The 16467-nt window shown below is 54.6% G+C and carries 15 protein-coding genes; 11 read left to right on the top strand and 4 right to left on the bottom strand.

What is annotated here, in order from left to right:
• The first annotated feature begins 132 nt into the window (after positions 1 to 132).
• From DK872_RS13245 to DK872_RS13235, 3 genes are all read left to right on the top strand, one after another.
• Positions 133 to 1026, top strand: coding sequence for a LysR family transcriptional regulator (locus tag DK872_RS13245; protein ID WP_074989322.1), 894 nt, complete (start codon positions 133 to 135; stop codon positions 1024 to 1026).
• 370 nt (positions 1027 to 1396) lie between these two features.
• Positions 1397 to 1480 (top strand): damage-inducible type I toxin DinQ, encoded by an 84-nt coding sequence (gene dinQ / locus DK872_RS13240; protein ID WP_143091372.1) that lies wholly within the window; start codon positions 1397 to 1399, stop codon positions 1478 to 1480.
• 82 nt (positions 1481 to 1562) lie between these two features.
• Entirely contained in the window at positions 1563 to 2168 is a 606-nt protein-coding gene (locus DK872_RS13235; protein WP_007369610.1) for a histidine phosphatase family protein, read from the top strand.
• Between the two features lie 188 nt (positions 2169 to 2356).
• Here DK872_RS13235 and gorA read toward each other — a convergent pair whose 3' ends face one another.
• Positions 2357 to 3709: a glutathione-disulfide reductase gene (gene gorA / locus DK872_RS13230; protein ID WP_007369612.1), complete on the bottom strand. Its 1353-nt coding sequence runs from the start codon at positions 3707 to 3709 to the stop codon at positions 2357 to 2359.
• A gap of 82 nt (positions 3710 to 3791) precedes the next feature.
• Complete coding sequence (locus DK872_RS13225; RefSeq protein WP_007369613.1) at positions 3792 to 4634, bottom strand: 23S rRNA (adenine(2030)-N(6))-methyltransferase RlmJ; 843 nt, start codon at positions 4632 to 4634, stop codon at positions 3792 to 3794.
• Positions 4635 to 4827: 193 nt separating this feature from the next.
• Here DK872_RS13225 and DK872_RS13220 point away from each other — a divergent pair, with 193 nt between their 5' ends.
• From DK872_RS13220 to rsmJ, 3 genes are all read left to right on the top strand, one after another.
• On the top strand, positions 4828 to 6099 hold the full coding sequence (locus tag DK872_RS13220; RefSeq protein ID WP_007369614.1) for a phosphatase PAP2 family protein: 1272 nt from the start codon (positions 4828 to 4830) through the stop codon (positions 6097 to 6099).
• A 156-nt stretch (positions 6100 to 6255) separates the two neighbouring features.
• Positions 6256 to 8298: an oligopeptidase A gene (gene prlC, locus DK872_RS13215; RefSeq protein WP_071921666.1), complete on the top strand. Its 2043-nt coding sequence runs from the start codon at positions 6256 to 6258 to the stop codon at positions 8296 to 8298.
• A gap of 4 nt (positions 8299 to 8302) precedes the next feature.
• Positions 8303 to 9055, top strand: a complete 753-nt coding sequence (rsmJ, locus tag DK872_RS13210; RefSeq protein WP_007369616.1) for a 16S rRNA (guanine(1516)-N(2))-methyltransferase RsmJ — start codon at positions 8303 to 8305, stop codon at positions 9053 to 9055.
• Between the two features lie 66 nt (positions 9056 to 9121).
• Here the strand turns inward: rsmJ and uspA are convergent, their stop codons facing one another.
• Complete coding sequence (gene uspA / locus DK872_RS13205; RefSeq protein ID WP_007369617.1) at positions 9122 to 9559, bottom strand: universal stress protein UspA; 438 nt, start codon at positions 9557 to 9559, stop codon at positions 9122 to 9124.
• A 26-nt stretch (positions 9560 to 9585) separates the two neighbouring features.
• Between uspA and DK872_RS13200 the strand changes: the two genes are divergently transcribed.
• Together DK872_RS13200 and uspB are read left to right on the top strand one after the other, a co-directional pair.
• A complete protein-coding gene (locus DK872_RS13200; protein WP_035886712.1) occupies positions 9586 to 9801 on the top strand; it encodes a hypothetical protein in 216 nt (71 codons plus the stop codon).
• A 212-nt stretch (positions 9802 to 10013) separates the two neighbouring features.
• Positions 10014 to 10349 (top strand): universal stress protein UspB, encoded by a 336-nt coding sequence (uspB, locus tag DK872_RS13195; protein WP_007369618.1) that lies wholly within the window; start codon positions 10014 to 10016, stop codon positions 10347 to 10349.
• Between the two features lie 73 nt (positions 10350 to 10422).
• Here the strand turns inward: uspB and pitA are convergent, their stop codons facing one another.
• The gene (gene pitA, locus DK872_RS13190; protein WP_007369619.1) at positions 10423 to 11919 is read right to left on the bottom strand and encodes an inorganic phosphate transporter PitA; all 1497 of its coding nucleotides are present in this window, start codon (positions 11917 to 11919) and stop codon (positions 10423 to 10425) included.
• 228 nt (positions 11920 to 12147) lie between these two features.
• On the opposite strand from pitA, the gene DK872_RS13185 reads away from it, so the two are divergent.
• The 3 genes from DK872_RS13185 (at position 12148) to DK872_RS13175 (ending at position 16466) form a co-directional block, all read left to right on the top strand.
• Complete coding sequence (locus tag DK872_RS13185) at positions 12148 to 13338, top strand: NAD(P)/FAD-dependent oxidoreductase (protein WP_007369620.1); 1191 nt, start codon at positions 12148 to 12150, stop codon at positions 13336 to 13338.
• 184 nt (positions 13339 to 13522) lie between these two features.
• Positions 13523 to 14935 carry a hypothetical protein gene (locus DK872_RS13180; protein ID WP_161518430.1) on the top strand — a complete coding sequence of 471 codons (1413 nt, stop codon included), beginning with the start codon at positions 13523 to 13525 and terminating at the stop codon, positions 14933 to 14935.
• A gap of 304 nt (positions 14936 to 15239) precedes the next feature.
• Positions 15240 to 16466, top strand: coding sequence for a RimK family alpha-L-glutamate ligase (locus DK872_RS13175; protein WP_007369622.1), 1227 nt, complete (start codon positions 15240 to 15242; stop codon positions 16464 to 16466).
• Position 16467: the final 1 nt, after the last annotated feature.

The following is a 16467-nucleotide window of genomic DNA, read 5'->3' as shown; positions in this document are numbered from 1 at the left end:
CAATTCTCTCCCGTTGGTCTCGGTTCAGACAGTGCAAATCATCCGCACTTCTTTTGCTGCAAACTATAGCAACGATCTTCGTTATGCATAAAATGTATTGTTATCATGAAAACATGAAAAGGGTGCATAGTGGTGGTCGATCTGAATTTGCTGCGGCTGGTGCCGATCCTGGCGAAAGAGAAAAACGTGACCCGGGCGGCGCAGAAGGCCAATCTTTCACAATCTGCGTTTAGCCATGCGTTGAACCGTCTGCGCGAGCAGCTCAAAGACGAAATGTTTATTCGCACGCGCAACGGCATGGAGCCGACGCCGTACGCAGCGATGATGATCCCGGTGATTGAGAATGCGCTCAGCAAGCTGGATACCGCCACGCGCGGGCCAAGCCACTTCGATCCCGCCCGCGATGCACATACTTTTTATATCGGCGCGGTGGATTACTTCGAATTTATGTTTATGCCAGTGCTGACCGCCCGCTTTAAAACCATCGCCCCGAATGTGCGGTTGTCGGTCGATATTCTTTCGGAAACCATCAAGGTTGAACGGGTAGAAAAAGGGCAACTCGACGCGTTTATCGGCGTTGATACCGTGCAGCATATTCCGCACTACTTTAATCGATACCCGCTGATTTCCGACCATTTCGTGGCAATTGCTTCTATGGAGCGCACCGATTTGCCGGAAACCCTGACGCTTAAACATCTGGTCAGCGAGTCACAAATCCATTTACCGGCGGTTAGCTCTGGCGCGGATCATATTGATAGCTGGCTGCTGTCGCAGCATCTCTACCGTCCGCTGGCGACGGTAGTGCAAAGTTATGCTGTTGGAGGACGTGTGGCCGTCGCGACCGGTTATTTGATGTGCGTTCCGTTCCGTATTGCCCAGGAGATGGCAAAGATGTTGCCGCTGCGCATCATGGCGCTGCCGGACGGCGCGCCCTCTTACGATTTACTGCTGCTTACCCACCGGCTTTATGATTATCAGCCTGCGGTGCAGTGGCTGATCAATGAGTTGAAGGCGGTGCGGGTTTAGCGAATCTACAGGCGAAAAAAAACCGACTGGTGAGGTCGGCTTTTTTACATCCGGAACAGCCAACTGCTCTGGCCGGTTTTGAACTGTCTCTGACTAACCGCTGCAGTATAAAACAAGGGGGATAAGCGAGCAAATTTTGAACTCGTCGGATGCCCTGAGGGTGGTTATAATCTGCCCGTTAGTGCTGGTGACAAGACTACTCCGGGGCCGCTTTTACGCTTTTTAAGTCCTGGCCGGATGTACGGGTGGTGCCGCATCGGGTGCTCTGGCCGGAGTAGAACTGTCTCTGACTAACACTGAGATCAACCTCTGTGACAGGCAGTCCACGAGTAAGCAGCGGCGTTCTCACTCCGTTTTATGGAGAAAACGGGTGATTGATAAAGCAATCATCATTCTGGGAGCGTTAATCGCGCTGCTGGAATTGATCCGTTATCTACTTCAGTTGCTGAACTGATAACGGAAACGTACCTAAGGGCAGGGAGTTAACCACTTCCTGCCTTTTAATATTTCAGGCCGATAAGCCGCGAGCTTCGAAAATGAACGTGTTTTTAATTCGCCATCCGCAAACCGAGTGGAACCGCGCCGGAATTATCCAGGGGCGTCTCGATAGCCCGTGGACATTGCGCGGACAGGAAGAGTGCAACGCACTGATTGCCGGGTTGCAGGCCGAGGAGGTAACGCCTGGCGCTGTTATCTCCTCTCCGGCAGGCCGGGCACAGCAGATGGCGGCGCGGATAGCCGCGCATTTCGCCTGCGATTTTCAGTTGCACGACGCGCTACAGGAGCAACATTTTGGCGAGCTTGAAGGTCGCAGTCTGAGCGAAATACAGCGCGCATATCCGCCGTTTATCGATGATGAACATTTCTGTCCGCCGCAGGGCGAATCTTTGGCGCAGGCGGTGCAGCGGCTACTCACTTTTCTGCACAGATTGCCGGATATTTGCTCGCAGGAAACAGTGGCACTGGTCTCGCATGGTCATGTGATTCAGGCGGTTATTGCGCAACTGATGGAAAACTCGCTGAGCAATGTTGCGCGTTACCACCACCCGAATGCCAGCTTTTCGCTGCTGGCGATAGAGGAGAAATCTTGTCGGGTGATGCGCTGGGGAATCGCCAGCCATTTATTGAGGCTGCCCGCGTGACACGTTTTGTGGTTCAGCTTGCTTCTTAAAAAAGTGGGTGATTTCTTGCATCAGTGACGGTTCGCTTTCTGACCAACATTCCGACCTGGTGATATGCATTTCTCCGCTCATCTGATGCAGGCGACACCGATGAAAAAAAAGAAGCCCCGTTTGGGGCTTCTCTGGTGTGTCGTTTTTACCGCTGATGCTTAGCGCATCGTGACAAACTCTTCTGCGGCAGTCGGGTGAATGGCGACGGTGTTGTCGAAGTCTTTTTTGGTGGCGCCCATCTTCAGCGCAACCGCAAAGCCCTGCAACATCTCGTCCATGCCGGAGCCGATACCGTGGATACCGACGATTTTCTCTTCCGGACCGACGCAGACCAGCTTCATGCGACACGGCTGGCGGTGAGAGGTGACGGCGGTGTACATCGCGGTGAACGACGATTTATAGATTTTCACCTGATCGTCGCCGTACTGCTCGCGCGCCTGCGGCTCGGTTAAACCGACGGTGCCAATCGGTGGGTGGCTGAACACAACGGTAGGAATATTGGTGTAGTCGAGATGCTCATCCGGCTTGTTGTTAAACAGGCGTTCGGAGAGACGACGGCCAGCGGCAACGGCAACCGGAGTCAGTTCTACCGCGCCGGTATTATCGCCCACCGCGTAAATCCCCGGCACGCTGGTGTTCTGGAATTTATCGACTTCAATATAACCTTTGTCATTGGTTTTCACGCCAGTGGCTGCAAGGTTGAAGTTATCGGTCGCCGGTTCACGGCCAATCGCCCAGATCAGGCAATCAACGGTTTGCGAGCGGTCATCTTCCAGGGTGATGGTCAGGCTGCCGTCAGCGTTTTTCACTACCGTTTTCGGAATCGCGTGGGTATGCAGCGTCGGGCCTTCCGCCGCCATCACTTCGACCAGCGTTTCAGTGATCAGCGGATCGAAGTTGCGCAGCGGCGCATGTTTACGCACGAACAGATGTGTTTCAGCTCCAAGGCCGTTCACCACGCCCGCCAGCTCAACGGCGATGTACCCTGCGCCAACAATGGCAACGCGCTTTGGCAGCGCGGGCAGGGCGAAGAAACCATCGGAATCAATGCCGTATTCCGAGCCCGGAATGTCCGGGTGGCTCGGACGGCCGCCAGTGGCGATCAGAATATGATCGGCGGTGATCGTTTCACCGTTCACTTCCACGGTTTTGGCATCAACAAAACGGGCAAAACCACGGATCACATCGACGTTATTTTTACCCAGCACGTTCTCGTAAGAGGTATGGATACGGTCGATGTAAGCGCTGCGGCTGGCAACCAGTTTGCTCCAGTCGAAATGGTTGACGGTGGTGTCAAAGCCGTAGTCCGGGCCATAGAGATGAATGGCTTCAGCGATCTGTGCGGCGTGCCACATCACTTTTTTCGGAACACAACCCACGTTCACACAGGTGCCGCCAAGATCTTTGGCCTCAATCAGCGCGCATTTTTGACCGTACATGGCTGCACGGTTGATCGAGGCAATACCGCCGCTGCCGCCGCCAATGGCGATGTAGTCGTAATGTTTGCTCATGGTTTTTTCCTTAATCCTGAACGAAGTCGAAAATTGTCGCGATTGTAACGCGCAATCCGAAAGGTTCCACCGATGGCTGCGATTACTCCGGGACGATCTGGTGAACCAGCGTGTGCCCGGTACCGGCCGGCACCAGCTTGCTGTGCAACCACGGCAGCACACTGTTCATCTGTGCTTCCAGCTTCCACGGCGGGTTAATGACGATCATGCCGGAAGCCGTCATGCCGCGCTGATCGCTGTCCGGCCGCACGGCCAGTTCAATTTGCAGAATATTGCGAATGCCGGTCTCTTCCAGATCGCGCAGCATGCGTTTGATCTGCTGGCGCAGCACCACCGGATACCAAAGCGCGTAAATGCCTGTGGCAAAACGTTTATGGCCTTCCAGAATACCGCTCACTACTGCCTGGTAGTCGGTTTTAATCTCATACGGCGGGTCGATAAGAATCAGACCACGACGGGAAACCGGCGGCAGTTTGGCCTTCAACTGCTGATAACCGTCGGCGCGTTCAACGCGGGCGCGGCTGTCTTTCTGGAACTCCTGGCGCAGCAGCGGGTAATCGCTTGGGTGCAGCTCGGTTAATTGCAGGCTGTCCTGCTCGCGCAGTAATTCACGGGCAATCAGCGGTGAACCCGGGTAATAGCGCAGTTGCTCACCGCGGTTGAAGTGGCGCACTGCAGTCATGTATGGCTCAAGCTCGGCCGGTAAATCGTCCTGCTGCCAGATGCGGGCGATGCCTTCCAGATATTCGCCCGTGCGCTCCGCATGTTCGCCAGAGAGCTGATAGCGTCCGGCACCTGCATGGGTGTCGAGATAGAGAAACGGTTTCTCTTTTTCTTTCAGCGCTTCAATGATCAGGCTCTGAACGGTGTGTTTAAGGACGTCGGCGTGGTTGCCAGCGTGAAAGCTGTGGCGATAACTGAGCATGGGGACTGAGATTCCGGAAAATAAACGAGATTCTGCACAGTTTACCGTAGATTGCCGCAGATTACCGCTGCACCGCGGGCTTGTTTCATTTCAGCGGAAAAGGTTTCAAAACATAACGGTGTCATGAAAATGTCAAACTGCCGCGCTAGCGTCGGGTTCAGGCAAGGTAATTCTTTGAATAAAAGGATAAAAAATGAAAATCCGTCTCACTCTTTTAACTGCCGCGCTGCTGTTGGCTAACCAGGCGATGGCAAAAGATATTCCGCTGGTGCAGGCGCGCGATATTGCCAATACCACCACGCCAGCCTCGGACAGCCAGGCGTATGTTGCGCTGGAAGCACAATCACTGGCCGGGCTGCGCCAGGCCTTGCAGGGTAACGCTGCGTCGCTGACCCGCGATCAACTGGAGCACGCCGCGCAGAGCGCTAAACAGGCGGATAGCGCCTGGCTGAAGGCGCGCGGTTATGATTTCCAGACTAAAGCAAATCAGCAGGCGGGTATCGCGCTACTCTCCAGTTTTAGCGCTCTGCCAAAGCCGGTGCTGGATACCAATCTGCATACCGTTGAGGCGATTAACCGCGATGCCACGCAGGGTTTGCGCCGTCAGGCGCTGGCTGATGCTGAGGGAATCAGCTATCTCTATTTTATTGCCGATGCGCTGGGGCCAAAACTGGGCAACGCTTTTCTCACTGCCTATGACAAAGGCGAGTTAGGCAAAGCGGCGGCGTTAATCAAAGCCAGCGAAGTGAGTACTGGCGCGGCGAAAAAGCATTTTGACTATAAGCGTCCGTTCCTGATCCAGAACAACAGCATTCACCTGGTGCCGGACGACGTGGTGGTGAAAGATAACAAAGCCTATACCGCGGATGGTGGCTCGTTCCCCAGCGGCCATACCAACACCGGTTATACTGATTCGTTGCTGATGGCGGAGATGATCCCGGAACGTTTTGACGCACTGCTGACGCGCGGCGCGCGCTACGGTTATTCCCGCGTGGTGTTGGGTGTGCACTATCCGCTGGATGTCATCGGTTCCAGGATGGTGGCGGAGCGTAACGTCGCACATTACCTGAATGATGCGAAATACCGTGCCCTGTTCAATGAAGCCCGCGACCAGCTTCGCGCCGCGCTGGAAAAAGAGTGCGGCACGTCGCTTGCGCAATGTGCGCAGAGCGCCGGGAAAGACGATCCGTATCGCGACCCGGCAATGCGCGATTTCTACCGTTTCACCATGACTTACAATTTGCCGCAGCAGAAAGGGACAGAGAAAAAACTGAAAGTACCGGAAGGGGCTGATGTGCTTTTGGAAGCGGCGTTGCCGAATCTTTCCGCCAGCCAGCGCCGTGCGCTGATGGTGAAAACGGCGATACCGGCGGGTTACCCGCTTTCTGGCGATAACGATGAACAGAGCTTCTGGCAGCGCCTGAACCTGTCTGCGGCCTATGAGATGGCGCATAAATCCCGCTGAGGTTTGCGTGTGTAATACCCGGCGAGCGCAATGCCGCCGGGCGTTTTCTTCGTTGTTGCTTATTGCAGCGATACCCTGGCACGCGGAGCGCACGGGATTGAAATCTGCGGGACTTGGCCCCATTCTTAACCAATACTTCATACCAAGGACTGCGCTATGACCAACCCATTATTGACGCCTTTTGTGCTCCCCCCTTTTTCTAAAATTCTTCCTGAGCATGTTGTTCCTGCGGTGACCAAAGCGCTGGACGACTGCCGGAGCGCAGTGGAACGCGTTGTTGCGCAGGGCGGCCCCTACACCTGGGACAATCTTTGTCAGCCGCTGGCTGAAGTGGACGATCGCCTTGGCCGTCTCTTCTCGCCGGTCAGCCACCTGAATTCAGTGAAAAACAGCCCGGAACTGCGCGAAGCGTACGAACAAACGCTGCCGCTGCTGTCGGAATACAGCACCTGGGTCGGGCAGAACGAAGGGTTGTACAACGCCTATCGCGATCTGCGTGACGGCCCGCATTACGCTGCGCTGAGCGTGGCGGAGAAAAAAGCGGTGGATAACGCGCTGCGCGACTTCAAACTGTCGGGCATCGGCCTGCCAAAAGAGAAACAGCAGCGCTATGGCGAAATCGCCTCACGCCTCTCTGAACTGGGTAACCTTTACAGCAACAATGTGCTCGATGCCACTATGGGCTGGAGCAAGCTGGTCACTGACGAATCTGAACTCTCCGGCATGCCGGAAAGCGCCCTGGCGGCGGCGAAAGCGCAGGCAGAAGCCAAAGAGCAGCAAGGCTGGTTGCTGACGCTGGATATCCCGAGCTATCTGCCGGTGATGACCTATTGCGATAACCAGGCGCTGCGTGAAGAGATGTATCGCGCTTACAGCACCCGTGCTTCCGATCAGGGGCCGAATGCGGGTAAGTGGGACAATAGCCCGATCATGGCCGAGATCCTCGCGCTGCGTCATGAACTGGCGCAACTGCTCGGTTTTGAAAGCTATGCCTTTAAATCGCTGGCCACCAAAATGGCGGAAAACCCGGCGCAGGTGCTGGAATTCTTAACCGATCTTGCCAAACGTGCGCGTCCGCAGGGCGAAAAAGAGCTGGCGCAACTGCGCGCCTTCGCTAAAGCCGAATTTGGTGTTGATGAGCTGCAACCGTGGGATATCGGTTACTACAGCGAAAAACAGAAGCAGCACCTCTACAGCATCAGCGATGAGCAACTGCGTCCGTACTTCCCGGAAAACCGCGCGGTGAACGGCCTGTTTGAAGTGGTGAAACGCATTTACGGCATCACCGCCAAAGAACGCAAGGATATTGATGTCTGGCATCCGGACGTACGTTTCTTCGAGCTTTACGATGAGAACAACGAGCTGCGCGGCAGCTTCTACCTCGATCTTTATGCCCGCGAACACAAACGTGGTGGCGCGTGGATGGATGACTGCGTTGGCCAGATGCGCCGCGCCGACGGTTCGCTGCAAAAACCCGTCGCGTACCTCACCTGTAACTTTAACCGCCCGGTCAACGGCAAACCGGCGCTGTTCACTCATGACGAAGTGATCACACTGTTCCATGAGTTTGGCCACGGTCTGCACCATATGCTGACGCGCGTTGAAACCGCCGGGGTGGCAGGGATCAGCGGTGTGCCGTGGGATGCGGTCGAGCTGCCGAGCCAGTTTATGGAAAACTGGTGCTGGGAGCCGGAAGCGCTGGCGTTTATCTCCGGTCATTATGAAACCGGCGAGCCGTTGCCGCAGGAGTTGCTGGACAAAATGCTGGCGGCGAAAAACTACCAGGCGGCGATGTTTATCCTGCGTCAGCTGGAGTTCGGCCTGTTCGACTTCCGTCTGCACGCCGAATTTAGCCCGGAGCAGGGGGCAAAAATCCTCGAAACGCTGGCCGAAATCAAACGTCAGGTCGCCGTGGTGCCGGGGCCGTCGTGGGGCCGCTTCCCGCATGCCTTCAGCCATATTTTCGCGGGCGGATATGCGGCGGGTTACTACAGCTATCTGTGGGCCGATGTGCTGGCGGCAGATGCCTTCTCCCGCTTTGAAGAAGAGGGCATCTTCAACCGCGAAACCGGGCAGTCGTTCCTCGATAACATCCTGACCCGTGGTGGTTCGGAAGAGCCGATGGAGCTGTTCAAACGCTTCCGTGGCCGCGAGCCGCAGATTGACGCCATGCTTGAGCATTACGGTATCGAAGGCTGATGCAGTGAAAATCTGTTTGCTGGATGAAACAGGCGCCGGAGACGGCGCCTTATCTGTTCTTGCGGCCCGCTTCGGGCTGGAGCCGGATGACGATAACCTGATGGCGCTGGTGTTAACGCCGACGCATCTGGAACTGCGTAAGCGCGATGAGCCGAAACTGGGCGGTATCTTTGTCGATTTTGTCGCGGGCGGTATGGCGCACCGGCGTAAGTTTGGCGGTGGTCGCGGTGAAGCTGTCGCCAAAGCGGTTGGTATCAAAGGCAGCTATTTACCGGAGGTGGTGGATGCCACGGCAGGGCTGGGTCGCGATGCGTTTGTGCTGGCCTCGGTGGGTTGCCGCGTGCGGATGCTGGAGCGTAACCCGGTCGTTGCTGCGCTGCTGGAGGATGGTCTTCATCGTGGCTATGCCGATGCGGAAATCGGCCCGTGGCTGCGCGAACGGCTGCAACTGATTCACGCGTCCAGTCTGACGAGCCTGGCGGATATCACGCCGCGCCCGCAGGTGGTTTATCTCGATCCGATGTTCCCGCATAAGCAAAAAAGCGCGCTGGTGAAGAAGGAGATGCGGGTATTCCAGTCGCTGGTTGGCCCGGATCTTGACGCCGATGGTTTGCTGGAGCCTGCGCGCAAGCTTGCCATCAAGCGTGTAGTGGTGAAACGCCCGGATTACGCGCCGCCGCTGGCCGGTGTCGCCACACAGTCGGCGGTAGTGACCAAAAGCCATCGTTTCGATATCTACCCCGGTTCCGGGGAATAAAAAAGCCCGGTCGCGTTGCGCGTACCGGGCTATGTTCAGGCTAACGGTTAATTGTTAGCGGGAATATCAATCCTCTTCTTCATCCCGCAACGGGACAATCAGCATATCAACGTGAACCGTGTTGATAAGCTGGCGCGCGGAGGACATCAGTTTGCTCCAGAAATCCTGGTGATGGCCGCACACCACCAGATCCATATCGTATTTTTTAATCGCATCAACCAGTACCTGGCCCAGGTCGCCGCTGCCGCTCAGAGTTTCGGTGATCGGATAGCCCGCGTTAGTGGACAGCTCGGTCAGCGCCTGGTGAGTTTCATCAGAAATGCGTTTTTGCATATCGCCGAGATTAACGTCGATAAGACCGGTATAAAGATCGGAGTAGTTTACATCGACATGAATCAGGGAAATCTTCGCGTTGTATGGCCGCGCCATGGATACTGCTTTCTCAACCAGCAATTTGCTTTCGGGGGAGAGATCGACTGCGATGAGGATATGTTTGTAAGCCATAGTGGTACTCCTTCCATAAGTTGTCGATGACCATCGGGGTGATTGCCCCTGATACAGTTGCACTGCGCCCGCATCCTGCGTTTCACGTGAGCGTAGCGCCCGGCCTTAAGGATCTTTTTCAGAAGATATTTCTACCTTATAACGCTCTTTTCACACCGTCAATTAACCTGGATCACGAATCACTTAAGCAATATTTACAGCCAGATGCATTGATGGTGATTAAGCTTGTGGTAAAAAAATAAACGGATCTCCTACACTATAAATAAACCGTACGGAAACAGACGGCGTCCCCCAGTTATCCGCGTAAGGAAATGCGGTCAATTGCGGGACTCCGCCTGTGTTTGTCTTCCCGTCCGGGGATTGGTAACACTATTCGTTGTCAGACTTGGTTGGGTATCCAGGCGCGAGCGTTCCGGAGGCTTTCTCCGCGGGCGATCGCCGGGGAGGGGATATGGTGATCAACACTGTTGCGCTGTTTTGGGCTTTATGTGTGGTGTGTTTGGTTAACATGGCGCGTTATTACTCATCACTACGCGCGCTGTTAGTGGTACTTCGTGGTTGTGATCCCTTACTCTATCAGTACGTGGATGGCGGCGGCTTTTTTACCGCGCACGGCCAGCCCAGTAAGCAGATGCGTCTGGTTTGGTATATCTATGCCCAGCGCTACCGCGATCACCATGATGACGAATTCATCCGCCGCTGTGAGCGCGTTCGCCGCCAGTTTATTTTAACCAGTTCGCTGTGTGGTCTGGTGGTCATCAGCCTGATTGCGTTGATGATTTGGCATTGAGCGCTGCGCTAATCAGAGAATAAAAAAAACGGACCAGTTTCCTGACCCGTTTTTTTATTGCGCCTGCGCTGCGTTAAATCAGATGCAGCGAGAGCCAGTACAGTGCGCCGGACAAAATAATCGAGGCTGGCAGGGTGAAGATCCAGGCCATCAAAATATTGGTTACGGTTTTGCGCTGCAAACCGCCGCCGTCGACAATCATTGTCCCGGCCACGGAAGATGAGAGCACATGCGTGGTGGAAACCGGCATCCCGGTATAACTTGCCAGCCCGATAGATACCGCTGCAGTCATCTGCGCGGACATTCCCTGAGCGTAGGTCATACCTTTCTTACCAATTTTCTCGCCGATGGTGGTCGCCACGCGGCGCCAGCCGATCATTGTGCCAATACCTAACGCCAGCGCTACCGCCATGATGATCCAGATTGGCGCATACTCAATGGTGCTCAGCATATCGCCTTTCAGTTTCTTCAGCAGACGCTGGTCGTCCGTGCTGATCTCCGGCTGCTTCGCCACTTTATCCGTAATATCGGAGAGGCAGAGCATAATACGGCGCAGCTGGCTACGCTGCTCCAGCGGAATCTGCTCGTAGTTTTCGATACCGGTCAGCATCACCTTCGCACGATCCAGCGCCACAATTGCGCGACCCGGATGGCAGTGGAACTCGCCAGGCTGCGTGTTCACTTCTTCCGGTGCCGGAATCAGCGGATCAACGCCGGTGGCTTTTTGCAGCAGCGCCGGATGTTGCTGGAAGTAAGTTTCTACGTTGTTGACGGCATCACGCGTACGAGTGATGTCATAACCTGACGCGTTCATATTCACCACGAAGCCTGCAGGCGCAACGCCAATCAGCACCAGCATAATCAGGCCGATGCCTTTCTGACCATCGTTCGCGCCATGGGAGAAACTCACGCCGATAGCGGAAAGAATCAAGGCGATACGCGTCCAGAACGGCGGCTTTTTCTTACCATCGATCTTCTCGCGTTCAGCTGGCGTCATATGAATACGCGCGCGTTTTTTGGTATTGCTCCAGTAGCGGCGCAGGATAAATATCAGACCACCAGCAATTACCAGCCCGACAATCGGCGAAAGGATGAGGGAGGCGAAGATATCCAGCACTTTCGGGATATTTAAGGCATCCACTACTGAAGTACCGGACATCAGCGCATTAGTTAAACCAATGCCGATAATCGCGCCAATCAGAGTGTGGGAGCTGGAAGCCGGCAGACCCAGATACCAGGTACCAAGGTTCCAGATAATCGCCGCCAGCAGCATGGAGAAGACCATCGCCAGGCCGTGCGCGGAGCTGACATTCAGCAACAGATCGGTTGGCAACATATGCACAATTGCATAGGCAACGCTTAACCCGCCCAGCAAAACGCCGAAGAAGTTAAACACCGCCGCCATCACAACCGCCAGCTGAGAACGCATAGCGCGTGTATAAATTACGGTTGCCACGGCGTTTGCTGTGTCATGGAAGCCATTGATTGCTTCGTAGAACAGAACAAAAACCAGAGCAAGCAAGAGTAATAACCCGGTATGAAGATCCAGGCCAGCAAACAAATGTAACATAGGACGTTAAGCCATTTTGAGGACATGAACGCGGCGCATTATCAGGGACATTAGCGGTGTCGGCAAAGTGAAATATGTATTTTTTTTGACATTATTTCTTACATTCCGCTGAAACTTTAAAATTATCGTATATTTTTCAATGCCATGTTGTTTTTAGCTCTCTTCGCGCTGGTGTGACCAGCGTGAACTCTTTACAATCCGCCACGATTTTTTGATGAGGGTGCAGGTGTGGAAAGGTTTGATGTCATTGTTATCGGCGCGGGTGCGGCGGGTATGTTCTGTGCGGCGCTGGCCGGGCAGGCGGGCTGTCGTGTGCTGTTACTGGACAACGGCAAAAAACCGGGGCGCAAAATCCTGATGTCCGGCGGTGGTCGCTGCAATTTCACTAACCTTTATGTCGAACCCGCAGCCTATTTGAGCCAGAACCCGCATTTTTGTAAATCTGCTCTCGCGCGTTATACCCAGTGGGATTTTATCGATCTGGTCGGCAAGCACGGTATCGCCTGGCATGAGAAGACGCTGGGACAACTTTTCTGCGACGATTCGGCGCAACAGATTGTCGATATGCTGGTGGCAGAGTGCGAAAAAGGCAATGTCACACAGCGCCTGCGCAGCGAAGTGCTGAGCGTAACGCGCGATGATCAGGGTTACACGCTGCAACTGAATGGCGACAGCGTGCAGGCTGCGAAGCTGGTCATTGCTTCCGGCGGGCTGTCGATGCCGGGGCTTGGCGCTTCACCATTTGGCTATAAAATCGCCGAACAGTTCGGCCTGAAAGTGCTGCCGACACGCGCCGGTCTGGTGCCTTTTACCCTGCATAAGCCGCTGCTGGAGCAGATGCAGACGCTCTCCGGCGTGTCAGTGCCTTCGGTTATTACCGCTGAAGACGGCACGGTTTTCCGGGAAAATCTGCTCTTTACCCACCGCGGGCTTTCAGGTCCGGCAGTTCTGCAAATTTCCAGCTACTGGCAGCCAGGCGAATTCGTCAGCATTAACCTGTTACCGGAGTGCGATCTGGCAAGCTTCCTGGATGAACAGCGCGAAGCGCACCCGAATCAAAGCCTGAAAAACACGCTGGCGATGCAGTTACCGAAACGGCTGGTTGAATGCTTGCAGCAGTTGGGGCAGATCCCGGATGTCACGCTGAAGCAGCTCAACAGTCGCGAACAGGAGTCACTGGTCGAATTACTCACGCACTGGCGCGTTCAACCGAACGGCACGGAAGGGTACCGTACCGCGGAAGTGACGCTGGGCGGCGTTGATACCCACGAACTCTCTTCCCGCACGATGGAAGCCCGCAATGTGCCGGGGCTCTACTTTATCGGCGAGGTGATGGATGTCACCGGCTGGCTGGGCGGCTATAACTTCCAGTGGGCGTGGTCCAGCGCATGGGCCTGCGCGCAGGCGCTGGCGGAGTAATCTTTCCGCCGTAAACGACGGCGTTGCCAGAGGGGTGAATCGTACTACCGGGTTCATCCATCACTATCATTTTTGGTGACTTTCAGCCTCCCCTTTAAGACCTTTATATTTCCTGCCTTCTGCCGATAACCTCATCACTACACATCTGTTGCGCTACTCCATTTGCGCTGACAAAGGAATGAAAATGAAAACGGGCAAGATTCTTCTGCCAGCATTACTGGCCGTGACGTTAAGCAGCCATGCGGCTGACGGGCAAGGCAAAAAAGTCGTTAGCAGCACGGTAAATCCGCTGGTAATGATTCGGCTTAACGATCGCATTACGGCAATGAATCATATTGTTTTTGAAGATGGGCAAAACATTAACCGTTGGGACGGCTTCGATTGCTCCACGCAAAAAGCGGTGAAACTCTACTGGGAAATGCTCGACGATAAAGAGGCGGTCGTGCGCCGTTTTTATGGCGATAGCTACGGACGTTATGCCGCCCCCAGCCCGAACAGCGAACTGAATGATGTCGCCGCCAGCCTCTGCAAATCCCCCGGGCTGAAAAATGCCAGTTGGGTCTACATTGAAAAAAAATCGCAATATGACACGCCGATCCTGCTGGATACCGCTTCGGTTATCCGCGCCAAAGATCTGTTGATTGCGAAAATCGGCTTCGAGTACAACGAGATACAGTACGATCCGCCGTATGATGCGCCGTACGACATGAAAATCGAAGTACACGCATATAACTGCGCAACCAATAAAGACAGTGTGCTCGCCGGGCTGGATATGACGCCGGAAGGTTATGTATCCGATAGTCTGAGCGGGAAAGCGGCGCTGCGCCGGGCGGCGGATTTTACCAATACGCCTGCCACCGCTGCGGCGTTTAAGCAGCTATGCGCAATGAGCACGCCTTCTGCTTTTAAAGGGGAAGGGGCTTATGTTCCCCAGGCGAAGAAAAAAAGCGTCTCCTCCAGGGTTGGCCCGATGCTGCCGGATATGAGCAGCAATTCGCCACAATGGCTGGCGCAATTCCCGTTGCCTGCGGAGATCGACAAACAAGCGCAGCAGATTGTTAACCCGTGGGCGACGCCTCGCTTCAAAAAAATGCAGTGGACTCTGAGCTGGGGGAGTGATGAAGGCGTGCCGATGGAGCTGGATGTTCAACCCAACGGGCTGATGCTGCTGCTGGAAAATTACAACGTGTTTAAGGCGCAGCGCCTGACTTTAGGTAACCTTGGGCAGTTAAAAGGCGGTATCAGCCTGGATAGCTCGCCGAGTATCATCAGCGAACTGCACACCAACCTGCGTTTCCCGCTGCATCAGGGACAGAAATTCACCTTTGATACAGTGCTGCCTGCGAAGGGCAAAGATGGTGATAAAACCGCGATCAACCGCCGTTGCGAAGTGACCGGTAGCGATGAGGCTCGCCAGATCAGCAGTGCGCTGAGTGGCCGCTACTGGAAAGTCGCATGCGAAATGCAGAGTGGCGATAAAGGCGAGAAACAGACGCTGGCCTGGCTTGTCGATTACAATGTTTTTCTGCCATTAACGCAGTGGAAAGACGGCGCGGAACTGCCCGTCACCATCAAAGATCTGCAGATAACACGCTAGTCCTGAATCAACCTGAGCCGAAAGGCTCAGGTTTTCATATCCCGAAGATGCACGATTTACCTGTGCTAACGAAGCGGCTAAAGCCGAAATATTTCATTATATTTCCTGTCAGACGTGTCGTTATTTATTGATTGTTTTTATTAATTATTTTTTTTGAGTTTTACTTTTACTTATTCACCGCGTAACTGATTTGGCCGGTTTACGCTCAGTTATCCCGACAACTAAGGCCGCTATTCCGCGAATTGTTTGTTGGCGTTATGTCGCATCATAAGCGATATGCACCATACAAACAGGATTAACCACCATGCCACTAACGACTGAATCAGGCGTTTCGTCGGCGCGATTCCTCGGAATGGCGCCTTTTTTGCGTATGAGTATTGCGGGCGTTGACTTCACCTCCGCCACGCAGGAGATGATCGCGCAGGCGCAAAATGCCCCTGAAGATGCCGTGTTATGGATGAATCTCGCGACTGCGATGATGAGCCTGAAGCACGAAGAGCTGGGCCTGCAAATCCAGGCGCAGGCGCTGGATATGCAGCGCGTTTATCACTGGCCGGCGCGTCAGCCGACAAAATTACGCCTGCTGATGTTAATGGTACCGGGCAATCTCTCGGCAAATATTCCGCTCGACTGCCTGATGGAAGACAGCGATATCGACCTCATCTACTACTACGTCGATCCGCTGAACGACAATCCGCTGACGGCACCGGTGCCGGAACATGACGTGGTTATGGTGGCGATTGGCGCCAGCGATGAGCAGGAATCCGTGCTGCTGCGTCTTGAATATGCTCTGCGTAACTGGCCAAAACCGGTACTGAACCCGCCGAAAAATGTCCCGACTTCTGAACGCCATAACGCCAGCCTGCTGCTGCAAAATGTCCCCGGTTTAGTGATTTGTCCGGCGCTGCATGTCTCCCGCCAGGCGCTGCATGATGTCGCTTGTGGTCAGAAAGCGCTGGCAGATATCGCCGCTGATCACGACTTCCCGATTATTGTTCGCCCGGTAGGCAGCCACGGTGGTCACGGCCTGCAAAAAATCGACTCTGCCGCTGCTGTTACAGCCTACCTGGAAGAGACGGCCGGAGAGGAGTTTTTCGTTTCGCGCTTTGTCGATTACAGCGGCGAAGATGGCCTGTTCCGCAAAATGCGCGTGGTGCTGATCGACGGTAAACCGTTCGCCTGCCATATGGGTGTCTCTTCGCACTGGATGATCCACTACGTTAACGCCGGGATGTACGAAGATGCGGACAAACGTGCGCAGGAAGGCCGTTTCTTCAATGAGTTTGCTGACTTTGCTGAACGTCATCGCGAAGCGCTGGACGCCATCAGCCAGCGTACCGGGCTTGAGTATATCGGCATCGACTGCGCGGAAACGCGCGACGGCGAACTGCTGATTTTTGAAATCGATCCGGCGATGGTTGTTCATGCGATGGACGATGAAGAGATGTTCCCGAATAAGCAAGTTCACATGCTGAAAGTGAAAACCGCGATGCGGGAAATGCTGCTTAAGTACGCCGGTCAGGCCCTTTAAA

The organism is Kosakonia sp. MH5 (assembly GCF_009935945.1).
Taxonomy (GTDB): domain Bacteria; phylum Pseudomonadota; class Gammaproteobacteria; order Enterobacterales; family Enterobacteriaceae; genus Kosakonia; species Kosakonia radicincitans.
This window is presented reverse-complemented; position numbering and strand designations above follow the sequence as displayed.